This is a genomic window from Corallococcus sp. AS-1-6 (genome assembly GCF_020037015.1).
Lineage (GTDB): Bacteria > Myxococcota > Myxococcia > Myxococcales > Myxococcaceae > Corallococcus.
Map to the genome: position 1 here is coordinate 24430 of NZ_JAIQDE010000025.1, position 13059 is coordinate 37488.

Genomic DNA, 13059 nt, shown 5'->3' on the forward strand with positions numbered 1-13059 from the left:
CAGGTCTCCCGCGCTCGCCTAGTCGTGGCGGAGCGCTTCCACGGGGTCCAGGTTCGCGGCGCGCGCCGCCGGCCAGATGCCGAACAGCAGGCCCACCACCGCGGAGAAGCCCACGCCCAGCACCACCGTCATGGGCTGCACCGCCGCCGCCAGGGGCGTGAGGTAGTTCACCAGCCACGCGAGCCCCATGCCCACCGCGGTGCCCATGGCGCCGCCCACCGCGGACACGCTGGCGGCCTCCATGAGGAACTGGAGGATGATGGTGTGCTTGCGCGCGCCCAGCGCCCGCCGCACGCCAATCTCACGGGTCCGCTCGCGCACGGACACCAGCATGATGTTCATGATGCCGATGCCGCCCACCAAGAGCGTGATGAGCCCGACGCCGGTGGCCGCGCCGTAGAGCGCGCCGGTGAGCTGCGCGTACATGTTGGCCAGTTGGTCCGGCCGGTTGATGGCGAAGTCGTCCGGCGTGCCGGGCTTGGTGTTGCGCTCGCGGCGCAGCGTCTCCGTGAGCCGGTCCTGCACGCGGGGGACGTTCTCCTGCTGGTCCACCGCGAGCACCAGGGTCACGTCGCGCTGGGTGCCGAAGTGCCCCTGGAACGCGGTGTACGGCAGCATCACCACCAGGTCCACGTTCTGCCCCAGCAGCGTGCCGCGCTCCACGATGACGCCCGCGACGCGGTAGGGGCGGCGGTCCACGAGGATGCGGTGGCCCACCGGGTTGATGCCCGGGAAGAGCACCTTGCCCACCTCCGCGCCAATCACCGCGACGGCGGAGCGGTTGTCCACGTCCGCCTGCGTGAGGAAGCGCCCCTGCCCCATCTCCACGGAGGACGTCATCGCGTAGTCGGGGCTGGTGCCCATGGTCTGCACGGAGGCGAGCTTCCGGTTCTGGAAGGCCACCTCCGCGTTGACGAACATCATGGGGGCCACCGCGATCACGTGCTCGGAGGCGGCGCGCATGGGCTCCACCAGGTCCAGCGAGAGCTTCTTGCGGTTGCGGTACGCCCACCAGTCCCCGTTCATCACCCAGGGGAACTTGGACACCTGCAGCGTGTTGGAGCCAATCTTGCTGAGCTGGTCCGCGAACGAGCTGTTCAGCCCCTGGATGATGCCGACGATGGCCAGCAGGGTGCACACGCCCACGCCGATGCCCACCGTGGTGAGCACCGTCCGCAGCCGGTTGGAGCGCAGCGAGGTCAGCGCGATGCGCGCGCCCTCCCACACGTCGACCCGGAAGTTCACGAAACCACCCCTTCACGCTGGAAGCCGCGCGGCCTGGCGCACACCGGGAGGGTCCCCGGCGGACGGGCCGCGTCAGGCACTCTACGCCCAGGAGGGCCGCCCATTGCACGCGGCCTTCACCGGACGGCCTCCCGCGGCGGGATTTTCCCGTTTCAGGGCAGCACGGTCACCGAGTCCCCCGTCAGGCGCACCTTGACGGTGACCTCGTTGGGGAGCACGCCGGCCTCGTCCACGATGTGGTTCTCGTCCACGCCCACGCGTACGGTGTACTCGCCGTCCGGGGCGTCGGTGACGTCCAGCCACTGGCAGGGCAGGTTCGCGCTGTAGACGTCCGACCAGCCGGGCGTGATGCCCTGCCGCGGGTCGTACCAACTGTACGGCTCCCCGTCCGCGCAGTACTGGGTGAAGTCGAGCATGAAGAAGCCCTGCTTGCGCCCCACCGACGTGACGTTGCCCGCCGCGTCCTTCAGGTCGTAGCCGGCGAAGTCCGTCAGGTGGTGGTGCTGGTGGCACTCGTCGTAGACGTAGAGCTCCGGCCGCTCCTCCGGTGAAGGCACCACCAGCGGGCCCGAGCCCATGTTCATGATGGAGGTGGAGAAGCGCAGCAGGCGCCGCTCGCCGCCCGCGGGCACGCAGCCCTCGCGCACCTCGCACGCGTCCGCCGTGAAGGAGCGCCGGTCGATGTAGAGCGTGCGCGCGAGGACGTCCCGGTCCACCGTCAGGTCCGGCTTGCCGTTGACCGGATCCACCTGGAGGCCGCACGTCCGCGTGGGCGCCAGCGCGGGCGCGGGCTCCGGCGAGTCCGGCACCGCGCCACCGCCGAACACCATCACCCGGCCCAGGGTGGAGTCGCTGCTTCCTCCCGTGGGCGCGCCCGCGGGTGTGCCGCCGAGTGCCCGGGACACGCCCACCACCAGGTCGTCGTACCCGTCCCCGTCCAGGTCGCCCGCGGAGGCCATGCCCAGGTAGTCGGTGCCGAGCGACGTGCGGGGGTCGAGCCGGTTGGCGCGCGGCCACGCCCACGCCGGCTCCAGCGGGCCGGACACGTTCGCGGTGGGGCGGAAGAGGTACACGCGGCCGACAGCGCCGATGGCGAAGTCGCGGCCGGTGCCGCCCTCCACCATGGAGCCCACGGGGACGACGGTCTTGCTGAAGGTGATGAAGGCCTGTCCGAAGAGGGGGAATGCCGCGTCGTCCATGGGCTGCCAGGTGGCCCGCGGCGCGTAGCCCGGGCCCGCGGCGTCGGACAGGTGCAGGCGCTGGCTGCCGTCCACCAGCAGCAGCGCCTCCGAGCGGCCGTCGCCGTTCAGGTCGGGCAGCGCGGCGAACAACTCGGCCTGGCCCGTCCACACGGGCTGGACCGTGAGCGGCCCTTCACAGACATGGGGGCTGCCCGCCTTGCAGCCCAGGAAGAGCTCCACCGTGAAGTCGTCGTGGGTCACGGCCAGGTCCTGGACCCCGTCCCCGTCGGCGTCGCCCGCGGGGTTGGGGACGCCGGTCAGCGTGCGCACGGCGGTGAAGGCGCCCTCGGGTGCTCCCGGCGTCGCCCGGTACACGGTGAGGCTTCCTTCGAGCGTGGAGACGGCGAGTTCGTCCTTGCCGTCCCCGTCCAGGTCCAGCAGCCGCGCGGAGGTGAAGCGCAGGGTGGCGGAGTCCGGCGCGCGGAACACCGGCTGCGTCAGCACCTGGGACAGGTCCGGCCCGCCCCGGAAGACGCTGACGCCGAAGCCGGTGGCGACGAGCACGTCCGCGTACGCGTCCCCGTCGATGTCGCCCGTGCTCACCGTCATCTTGGAGCTGGAGGCGCGGGGGCTGGGGTGCACCCACGTCAGCGTCGTGGTGACGGGCGTCTTCGAGAAGTCGCGCGCCTCGCCCGCGTACACCATCACGCGGCCGGGCTCCGTCTGGAGGCTGGAGCAGGGCGCGGACGTCACCAGCAGGTCCTTGCGCCCGTCGCCGTTGACGTCGCCCAGCGCCACGGTGCGGCCGAAGCACTCGCGGGGGTTCAGGCCGTCGCCGGTCACCTGCCAGCGCGGCGACTCGGAGAGGGTGGGACCGGCGGAGGTGCCGCCGTCATCCCCCGGGCCCGCGTCCGGCTGGGGCTTCGGGCCGTCATCCTTGCAGCCCGTCAGGGCCACGAGTCCCACCACCGCGCAGGACCGCGCGAATCGCATCCACATCGTGTCGCTCCCCCGGGAATGGGCTGGCGGGCCTTCCACCGGCCCTGTCTCCAGGAGCCCCTTCGCGGAGAAACGATGCGCGCGGCCCGCCCCTTGACGTCAGGGCAGCACGGTCACGGTGTCCCCCTCCAGGCGCACCCTGACGGTGGCCTCGTTGGGGAGCACGTCGGCCTCGTCGAGGATGTGGTTCTCGTCCACGCCCACGCGCACGGTGTATTCGCCGTCCGGGGTGTCCGTGACGTCCAGCCACTGGCAGGTGGTGTCCGCCGTGTAGACGTCCGACCAGCCCGGCGAGATGCCCGTGCCCGGGTCGTACCAGGCGAACGGCGTGCCGTCCGCGCAGTACTGCGTGAAGTCCACCATGTAGAAGCCCTGCTTGCGCCCCACGGACAGGGAGGTGCCGGAGGCGTCCTTCAGGTCGTAGCCGGCGAAGTCCACCAGGTGGTGGTGCTGGTGGCACTCGTCGTAGACGAAGAGGTCCGGCCGCTCCTCCGGTGAGGGCACCACCGCGGGCGCGGTGCCCATGTTCATGATGGAGGTGGTGAAGCGCAAGAGGCGCCGCTCCCCGCCCGCGGGCACGCAGCCCTCACGCACCTCGCACGCGTCCGCCGCGAAGGAGCGCCGCTCGATGTAGAGCGTGCGCGCGATGACGTCCCGGTCCACCGTCAGGTCCGGCTTGCCGTTGACCGGATCCACCTGGAGGCCGCACGTCTTCATGGGCATCAGCGCGGGCGCCGGCTCCGGCGAGTCCGGCACCGCGCCGCCGCCGTACACCCGCACCCGGCCCGGGGCGCGCGTGCCGTCGTTCTCCTGCGAGAGCCCCACCACCAGGTCGTCATAGCCGTCCCCATCCAGGTCGCCGGGGCGCGCCACGCCGGGCAGGGTGAAGCCCAGCATCGTCTGGGGCAGGAGGCGGTTGGCGCGCGGCCACGACCACACCGGCTCCAGCGGACCGGACACGTCCTGCGTGGGGCGGAAGAGGTACACGCGCCCCAGCGAGGTGAGCACGAAGTCCTGGCCCCTGCTCCCCTCCGCCATGGCGCCCACGGCGAGGCTCTGCGCGGCCACGCTGGGGAAGGCCGGGTCGTCCATCAGCGTCCACACGGGCGTGGCGGAGTAGCCCTGGACGGAGGCGTCGGACAGGTGCACGCGCACGCTGCCCCGGAGCGCCGCGAGCAGCTCCGGACGGCCATCCCCGCTCAGGTCCGGAATCCCTCTCACGCTCTCCGCCGTGCCCCTCCACACCGGCTGCGTGGTGAGCGGTCCATCACAGACGCGCGTGCTGTCCGCCTTGCAGCCCAGGAAGAGCCCCTGGCTGTTCTCCGCGTCGAACAGGGTGATGAGCAGGTCCTGGGCGCCGTCCCCGTCCGTGTCCCCCGCGGGCTGCGCGTAGCCGGACAGCACGCGCACGTTGGTGAAGGGGCCTTCCGCTCCCCCCGGTGTCGCCCGGTAGAGGGTGGTGCTGCCGTTGAAGGTGGAGACGACGAGGTCGTCCAGCCCGTCCCCATCCATGTCCAGCAGCCGCGCGCTGCCGAAGCGCGTGGTCGTGGTGTCCGGCACGCGGAACACCGGCTGCGCGAACACCTGGGACAGGTCCGGCCCGCCCTGGAAGACGCTGACGCCGTAGTAGCTCTTCACCACCACGTCCGTGTAGGCGTCCCCGTCCACGTCGCCCGTGCCCACCGTCATCTGGTAGCCGGACGTGCGCGGGCTGGGGTGCACCCACGACAGCCTGGAGGTGACGGGCGTCTTGGAGAAGTAGGGCGCGTCTCCGGGGTACACCATCACGCGGCCCGGGTTGGTGGGGCCGCTGGTGCACGGCGGTGAAATCACCACCAGGTCCTGGCGGTCATCGCCGTTGAGGTCGCCCAGCGCCACGCCCCGGCCGAAGCACTCCTTCGGGTCCAGGCCATCGCCCTCCACTTCCCAGCGTGGCGTCTCGGAGAGGGTGGGCCCGGAGGTGCCCGCGTCGTCCTGGGGGCCCGCGTCCGGGACCCCCGCGTCGGGCTGGGGCTTCGGGTCGCCCTTGCAGCCCGCCGTCAGGAACATCATCACGGCGCAGGCGAGCGCTCCACGGATCCGCATGTTCACTCCTGGGCAGGACGCGTCCCCGGTGCGTTCGACGTCCGGCATGAAGGGGCGCGCAGGATAGGTCCGCGCGCCCCGTTCCCCGAAAGGCCCTTGCCGGATGAACGGTACATCCGATGGCTGCCCGACGGCGCGCTGCCTTCCGGACGGAGAGCAGCCGGGCAGGCGGACGTGGCCAGCCCCCGCCGCCGTTCCCAGATTCGCGCGAACGCACGCGCCGCGTGCCCGAGCCATGGCCGACACCGCCGCCGACACCGCCCCGGACCCCCGCGCCGCCCCGGCGTCCGAGCGGTTCAGCCGTTCCCAGAAGGCCTTCACGCTGGCGGGCGCGCTGCTGGGGCTGCTGCTGGCGGCGTTGGACCAGACCATCGTGGCCACGGCGGGGCCCACCATCCAGGCGGACCTCCACATCGCGCCGGAGCACTACCCGTGGCTCACCACCGCGTACCTGGTGGCGTCCACGATGATGGTGCCCGTGTGGGGCAAGCTGTCCGACCTGCTGGGCCGCCGCGCGGTGCTGGTGGCGGGCATCGCCGTGTTCCTCACCGGCAGCTTCCTGTGCGGCGCGTCCCGCTCCACGCTCACGCTCATCCTGTGCCGCGCGGTGCAAGGGCTGGGCAGCGCGGCGCTCTTCACCGGCGCGCTGGCGGTGGTGGCGGACCTGTTCCCGCCGCGCGAGCGGGGCAAGTACCAGGGCCTGTTCGGCGCGGTGTTCGGCCTGTCCAGCGTCATTGGCCCGCTGGCCGGCGGCTTCATCACCGACGCGCTGGGCTGGCACTGGGTGTTCTTCATCAACCTGCCGGTGGGCGCGCTCGCGCTGGCGCTCATCCTCCTGCGCATGCCGCCGCTCAAGCCGGAGGGCGTGCACGGCGGGAAGCTGGACGTGTGGGGGGCGGTGGCGCTGGCGGTGGGCGTGGTGCCGCTGCTGCTCGCGCTCAGCCTGGGGCACGGCGCGGCGGCGCCCCGGGCGGGCGGGTTCGCGTGGGGCTCCGCGCCCATCATTGGACTGTTCGCGCTGTCCGCGGTGGGGCTGGGGCTCTTCGTGTGGCGGGAGCGCCGCGCGAAGGAGCCGCTGCTGGAGCCGTCGCTGTTCCGCGTGCGCGCGTTCACCGCGGGCAACGCGGCGGTGTTCATCATTGGCGCGGTGTTCCTGGCGTCCGTCACCTTCCTGCCGCTGTTCATGGTGAACGTGGTGGGGCTGTCCGCGACGCACTCCGGGCTGACGCTGACGCCGCTGACGCTGGGCGTGGTGGCGGGCAACGTGCTGTCCGGGCAGTGGGTGTCCCGGATGGGCCGCTACAAGGCGCTGATGGTGGGCGCGCTCCTGTTCCTCATGGGCGGCTTCGCGGTGATGGCCTTCACGCTGACGCCCGACTCCAGCCAGGCCGAGGTCACGGTGAAGATGGTGCTGGTGGGCCTGGGCCTGGGCCCGTCCATCCCGCTCTACACCGTGGCCGTGCAGAACTCCGTGCCGCCCCAGCGCATCGGCGTGGCCACGTCAGCGACGACGTTCTTCCGGCAGTTGGGCATGACGGTGGGCGTGGCGCTGCTGGGCACGGTGTTCGCGGGCACGCTGGGCCGGGAGATGCTCGCGCGCACGCAGCAGGCCACGCGCGGGCTGCCTCCGGACGTGCGACGGGAGCTGCACGCGTCCGCGCCCGCGGGCCCGGGCGGAGGAGAGGGCGCGCCGCAGGGGCAGCAGTTCCAGCCGGAGCAGGTGAAGGCGAAGCTGCGGGAGGGCTTCGCCGAGGAGCGGCGGCAGGCCCTGGCGGAAGGGCCCGAGGCCCGCGCCCGCGTGGACGCGGACGAGGCCCGCGCGCTGTCCACCGTGGACCGCGTGGAGCGCGCGCTGAAGGAGTCCTTCACCCGCGCGACGACGGCCGTGTACCGCTTCGCCATCTTCGTCACGCTGGCGGCCCTGCTCGTCACGCTGCTCCTGCCGGAGCTGCCGCTGCGCAAGGGCGGTCCGCGCAAGGCCCCGGCGGAGGCCTGAGCCGCGGCCTACTTCTTGGGCGGCGGCGGCAGGTCCGACTCCGGCGCGGTGGGGCGCGCGAGCACGCCGGGCGACTCCGCCAGCGCGTACGCCATCCACGTCACCGCGGCGGTGCTGCGCGCCAGGTCCTGGGGGTCCACCTTGTCCAGCGTGTCCGCCATGGAGTGGTGCACGTCGAAGTAGCGGCTGCTGTCCACCCGCACGCCCACGAAGGGCACGTGCGCGGGCTCCATGGGGCTCAGGTCCGCGCCCGTCGCGTGCCCCACCAGGAACTTCGCCGCGCCCAGCCCCTCCAGCGGCGCCAGCCAGGGCCCCAGCAATGTCTCACCGCCCGGCCCCGCGTGCAGGCTCACGCCCAGGGGCCGCCCTCCGCCCGCGTCCATCTCGATGGCGGCCACGTGCCGGGGCAGCTCCTTCGCGTGCGCCTCCGCGTACGCGCGGGCGCCGCGCAGCCCGTTCTCCTCGTTCATGAACAGCACCACGCGCACCGTGCGCCGGGGGGCCTGGGGCAGCTTCGCGATGAGCCGCGCGGCCTCCATCACCATCACCACGCCCGCGCCGTCGTCGTGCGCGCCCGTGCCCACGTCCCACGAGTCCAGGTGCGCGCCCAGGAGCACCACCTCGTCCGGCTTCTCGCGGCCCCGCACCTCCGCCACCACGTTGGCCGAGTCCGCGTCCGGCAGCTCCGAGCACCCCAGCACCAGCCGCACCTTCACCGCCCCGCCCTGGAGCATCCGGTGCAGCGTGAGCGCGTCCTCCACCGACACCGCCGCCGCGGGCAGGCGCGGGCCGCCTTCCTCGAAGCGCGTGGACCCCGTGTGCGGCGAGCTCAGCGACGCCGTGGCCAGCGAGCGCACCAGCGCGGCCACCGCGCCCTGCTTCGCCGCCGCCGCCGGACCCCGGCCGCGCAGCCCCGCGAAGCGGCCGTAGTCGGAGGGCTCCGCCATGGTGTGGTTGAAGAACACGATGCGGCCCTTCACCGTGTCACCCAGCGCCGCCAGCTCCTCCAGCGAGCCCACCTCCACCACCTCCGCCGTGATGCCCTCCGGCGGCGTGGGCGCGCTGCCGCCCAGGGCCAGCAGCGTCAGCGGCAGGCCGCGCGTGCGCGCGGAGGCGAGGATTTCGCCGTGCTCCTCGCCCCGCACCCAGCGCGGCACCTTCACCGGCTCCTTCCACGCCTTCACCCCATCCGCCTGGAACGAGCGCAAGGCCCACTGCACCGCGGCCTCCGCGGACTCGGAGCCGGACAGGCGCGGCCCGATGCCGTCCGTCAGCTCCGCCAGCCGCGCGTACGCATGGCCTTCCGCGAGCGCGGGACCCACCAGCTTCGCCGCCGTGGCCTGCTGCGCGGCGCTCAGCCTGGACACGGCCGGGGGCGTGGCCTTCACCGACGAGGTGGCCGGGGACTTCGGCGCGGGCTCCTGGGAGGGCGCGGTCGCCGTGTTCTGGGGGGAAGGCGACGCCGAGGTGAGCAGCCGCAGGGCCAGCGAGAGGGGCAGGACGAAGGTGGACGTGGACACTCGAATCCTCGAAGGGACCTGATGAGTGGTGAGAGGCGGGGTGGAAGTCCCAGGGGCCACCGCGCGCCGAGAGGGGGAACGCGGCGCGCGGGGCTCAACTGGGACGTCACGCACCGGTTCCGCGGTTGGGGAACGCGAGGCCCGGTACATACGCCATCTTCCAAGAAGAAGAGGACGTGCGTGCATTCTTTAAAGAAATTCCTGGCAGCGTCAAGGCGGGAAGTGAGCATTGCGACCCGCGGGTGATGTGAGTGTTCACGATCCTCCGCGACGCGGGACGTCCCATGGCGCGCACCGTGCCTGGGTAACCCGTGACGTCCGCCCGTTTCCGGAGCCCCTGGACACGCCGCCGGGCGCTGTATTCCCAGGCCTTGGGCACCCCGGGCGCCCTGGCTGCCCTGCGTCAAGGCGACGGGACGGAGGGGCTCGCGCGCTGGCACGACGGACTGGCGGCGAGCCCTCGGGTGTTGCTGCGGGACCGGACGGGAACGGACGCCAACACCGGGGAGGATGCTCCGGTTCCGGAGGAATGACTCCTTCGGAATTCTCCGTTGCCCGCCCCGGAGGACCCGGGCGACAGTGCCACGGCTGGAGGTCGTCCCCCCGACCCGCGGTCCCCCCCCGCTCATGAGCGCGCCCCCTTCCGAAACGGAACAGGCCTTGAGGGCCGAGGTCGAACGTCTGCGACTCCGGCTGCGCGCCGCGGGCCTGGATGACGGTGCTGACACGAACCCCGCTCCGGCGTCTTCGGGTGGGGACGCCGGCCTCGTGGGCATCCCCGATCGCCACCAGGCCGACGAGGCCTTGCGCGAGGCGAACGAGCGCGTGCAGTTGGCGCTGAACGCCGAGGCCATGATTGGCACCTGGGTGTGGGACGTGCCCGGCAACCGCGTCGTCGCGGACGAGCGCTTCGCGCACTCCTTCTCACTGGACCCCGCGCGGGCGCGCGAAGGGCTGCCCCTCTCCCAGTTCGTGGCCGCCATCCACCCGGAGGACCGGCCCGGGGTGGAGGGCCGCATCGCCCGCGTGCTGGAGACGGGCGGTGCGTACCGCGCCGAGTACCGCGTGCGCCGCGCCGACGGCGAGTACCGGTGGGTGGAGGCCAGCGGCCACTGCCACCTCTCCGCTGGGGGCGCGCCGCTGCGGTTTCCCGGCGTGCTGGTGGACATCGACGCGCGCAAGCGGGCGGAGCTGCGGCAGACGGCGCTGCTGGAGATGGCGGACCGGCTGCGCGAGGCCCCGTCCCCGGACGCCGCCGCGCAGCTCGCCATGGAGGTGGTGGGGCGGCTGCTGGACGTGGCGCGCGCGGGCTACGGCACGGTGGACGCGGCGCACGCGCGGGTGCTGATGCACCCGAACTGGGTGGCCTCGCCGGACGTGGCGCGCGTGGAGGGCGTGCACCGCTTCCACGACTACGGCGTCTTCCTGGAGGACCTGCTGAAGGGCGAGGTCGTGGCCATCCCGGACGTGCGGACGGACCCGCGCACGGCGCCCCACGCGGACACGCTGGAGCAGGTGGGCATCCGGGCGCTGTTCAACATCCCGCTCCTGGAGCACGGCCGGTTCGTGGCGGTGCTGTTCCTGCACGACGTGCAGCCGCGCACGTGGACGGCGGAGGAGCTCGAGCTGACGCGCAACGTGGCCGACCGCGTGTGGGCGACGCTGTCCCGGCTCAAGGCGGTGTCGGACCTGAAGCAGGCCAACGAGACGCTGGAGCAGCGCGTGGCGCAGCGCACGCGGGAGCGGGACCGCGTGTGGAACGTGTCCCAGGACCTGCTGGTGGTGGGGAGCCTGTCGGAGGGGAGGTTCCTCAGCGTCAACCCGGCCTGGACGCGCATGCTGGGGTGGACGGAGGAGGAGCTGCTGGGCCGCACGTCGGAGTGGCTGGAGCGCCCGGAGGACTACGCGCGCACGCGCGACGAGGTGTCCCGCCTGGCGGGAGGCCAGCCCACGCTGAACTTCGAGAGCGCCTACCGGTGCAAGCACGGCGGCTACCGGCGCATCGCCTGGACGGCGGTGCCGGTGCCGGAGGACGGCGTGCTGTACGCCAGCGGGCGCGACGTCACCGAGCAGCGGCAGACGGAGGAGCAGCTCCGGCAGGCGCAGAAGCTGGAGGCGGTGGGCAAGCTCACGGGCGGCGTGGCGCACGACTTCAACAACCTGCTCCAGGTGGTGGGCGGCAACCTGCAACTGCTCCAGCGCGACGTGGCGGGCAACGAGCGGGGCTTGAGCCGGGTCCGGTCCGCGCTGAGCGCGGTGGAGCGCGGGGCCCGGCTGTCCGGGCAGTTGCTGGCGTTCTCGCGGCGGCAGCCGCTGGAGCCGCGCTCCCTGAGCCTGGGCCGGCTGGTGCGCGGCATGGACGACCTCTTGCGCCGCGCGCTGGGCGAGGACGTGGAGGTGGAGACGGTCATCGGCGGCGGGCTGTGGAACACGCTGGCGGATCCGCACCAGTTGGAGAACGTCATCCTCAACCTGGCCATCAACGCGCGCGACGCGATGCGGGGCGCCGGGAAGCTGACGCTGGAGCTGAGCAACGCGTCGCTGGACGACCACTACGCGCAGGCGCACCCGGAGGTGATGGCCGGGGCGTACGTGCTGCTGGCGGTGTCGGACACGGGCGGGGGCATGACGCAGGAGGTGCTGGAGCGCGCGTTCGAGCCCTTCTTCACCACGAAGCCGGAGGGCCGGGGCACGGGCCTGGGGCTGAGCATGGTGTACGGCTTCGTGAAGCAGTCCGGCGGGCACGTGAAGCTCTACAGCGAGCTGGGGCACGGCACGACGGTGAAGGTGTACCTGCCGCGCGCCTTCCAGCCGGAGGCGCCGGTGACGGAGGTGGTGGTGGGGCCGGTGGAGGGCGGGAAGGAGACCATCCTCGCGGTGGAGGACGACGCGGAGGTGCGCGCCACGGTGGTGGAGATGCTGACGGAGCTGGGCTACCGCGTGCTGCGCGCGGTGGACGGGCAGAGCGCGCTCTCCATCCTGAAGAGCGGCGTGGCGGTGGACCTGCTCTTCACGGACGTGGTGATGCCGGGGCCGGTGCGCAGCCCGGAGCTGGCGCGGCAGGCGAAGGCGCTGCAGCCGGACATCGAGGTGCTCTTCACGTCCGGATACACGGAGAACGCCATCGTGCACGGCGGCCGGTTGGACCCGGGCGTGAGCCTGTTGTCCAAGCCGTACCGGCGCGAGGACCTGGCGCGCAAGCTGCGGGCGCTGCTGGACCCGCGGCAGCAGCGGATGGCGACGCCGAAGCTCCAGTGGCCGGAGCGCGCCGTGGAGCCGCCCGCGGCGACGCAGGAGGCCGCGCGGCGGATGCACGTGCTGCTGGTGGAGGACGACGAGGACATCCGCGCTTCCGCCAGCGAGCTGCTGGGCCTGCTGGGGCACGCGGTGATGCCGGTGTCGAGCGCGGAGGAGGCGCGGGTGGCGCTGGCGGCGGAGCGCTTCGACGTGCTCTTCACGGACGTGACGCTGCCGGGCATGTCCGGCGTGGACCTGGCGCGCGAGGTGGCGCTGCGCAGGCCCGCCATGCGCATCATCATCGCGTCCGGTCACGGCCGCGCGGCGCTGGATGGAGACCCGCAGCAGTGGTTGGGTGTGGTGGTGTTGCCCAAGCCCTACGCGCTGCCGCAGATACAACAGGCCCTGGCCCAGGTGGCCGCGACGGCCCGCTGAGGGCTCAGCGGCGCTGGCGCTCCAGGAAGGCCAGCAGGCCTTCCGTGTTGCGGCGCTCGTGGTCGTCCAGGGTGGGCAGGTACTCGCGGACCTCCGCGAGCATGGCCTCCGCGGCGGGCAGGTCCTTGGGGGAGACCTTGAGCGCCCACTGCCAGTACTCCGCGGCCGTGTACGAGTACATCATCGTCTCCAGGGGATGCCTCAGGAGTTCACGCAACGCGCCTCGCACGACCCGAGGCGTTTGCCCCCAATGCGCCCCACAGAAGAAAGCGGTCTTGGCAATGTATCGATGAAGAGGGGCCGCAGGCACCCGTCCCTCATGGCGTCGCTCTACCTGCTTGAGGCCCGCGCGGAACCGGGG

Annotated in this window: 7 protein-coding genes; 2 read left to right on the forward strand and 5 right to left on the reverse strand. The window is 72.7% G+C overall.

Features of this window, described 5'->3' with window-relative positions; translation table 11 throughout:
- Positions 1-18: 18 nt before the first annotated feature.
- The 3 genes from K8612_RS28580 to K8612_RS28590 form a co-directional block, all read right to left on the reverse strand.
- Positions 19-1245: an ABC transporter permease gene (locus tag K8612_RS28580; RefSeq protein ID WP_223764593.1), complete on the reverse strand. Its 1227-nt coding sequence runs from the start codon at positions 1243-1245 to the stop codon at positions 19-21.
- Between the two features lie 152 nt (positions 1246-1397).
- Entirely contained in the window at positions 1398-3419 is a 2022-nt protein-coding gene (locus K8612_RS28585) for a lysyl oxidase family protein (RefSeq protein ID WP_223764594.1), read from the reverse strand.
- Positions 3420-3524: 105 nt separating this feature from the next.
- Positions 3525-5510 carry a lysyl oxidase family protein gene (locus K8612_RS28590; RefSeq protein WP_223764595.1) on the reverse strand — a complete coding sequence of 662 codons (1986 nt, stop codon included), beginning with the start codon at positions 5508-5510 and terminating at the stop codon, positions 3525-3527.
- 235 nt (positions 5511-5745) lie between these two features.
- Between K8612_RS28590 and K8612_RS28595 the strand changes: the two genes are divergently transcribed.
- Positions 5746-7506 carry an MDR family MFS transporter gene (locus tag K8612_RS28595; protein WP_223764596.1) on the forward strand — a complete coding sequence of 587 codons (1761 nt, stop codon included), beginning with the start codon at positions 5746-5748 and terminating at the stop codon, positions 7504-7506.
- 8 nt (positions 7507-7514) lie between these two features.
- Here K8612_RS28595 and K8612_RS28600 read toward each other — a convergent pair whose 3' ends face one another.
- Positions 7515-9026 (reverse strand): M20/M25/M40 family metallo-hydrolase, encoded by a 1512-nt coding sequence (locus K8612_RS28600; RefSeq protein WP_223744733.1) that lies wholly within the window; start codon positions 9024-9026, stop codon positions 7515-7517.
- Between the two features lie 627 nt (positions 9027-9653).
- Here K8612_RS28600 and K8612_RS28605 point away from each other — a divergent pair.
- Positions 9654-12698 (forward strand): response regulator, encoded by a 3045-nt coding sequence (locus K8612_RS28605; protein ID WP_223764597.1) that lies wholly within the window; start codon positions 9654-9656, stop codon positions 12696-12698.
- 4 nt (positions 12699-12702) lie between these two features.
- Here K8612_RS28605 and K8612_RS28610 read toward each other — a convergent pair whose 3' ends face one another.
- Positions 12703-12915 (reverse strand): hypothetical protein, encoded by a 213-nt coding sequence (locus K8612_RS28610; protein ID WP_223764598.1) that lies wholly within the window; start codon positions 12913-12915, stop codon positions 12703-12705.
- Between the last annotated feature and the right edge of the window lie 144 nt (positions 12916-13059).

Coding starts and splice junctions, on each gene's coding strand:
- K8612_RS28605 (WP_223764597.1), top strand. CDS start 9,654: ATGAGCGCGCCCCCTTCCGAAACGGAACAGGCCTTGAGGGCCGAGGTC.
- K8612_RS28585 (WP_223764594.1), bottom strand. CDS start 3,419: ATGCGATTCGCGCGGTCCTGCGCGGTGGTGGGACTCGTGGCCCTGACG.
- K8612_RS28595 (WP_223764596.1), top strand. CDS start 5,746: ATGGCCGACACCGCCGCCGACACCGCCCCGGACCCCCGCGCCGCCCCG.
- K8612_RS28590 (WP_223764595.1), bottom strand. CDS start 5,510: ATGCGGATCCGTGGAGCGCTCGCCTGCGCCGTGATGATGTTCCTGACG.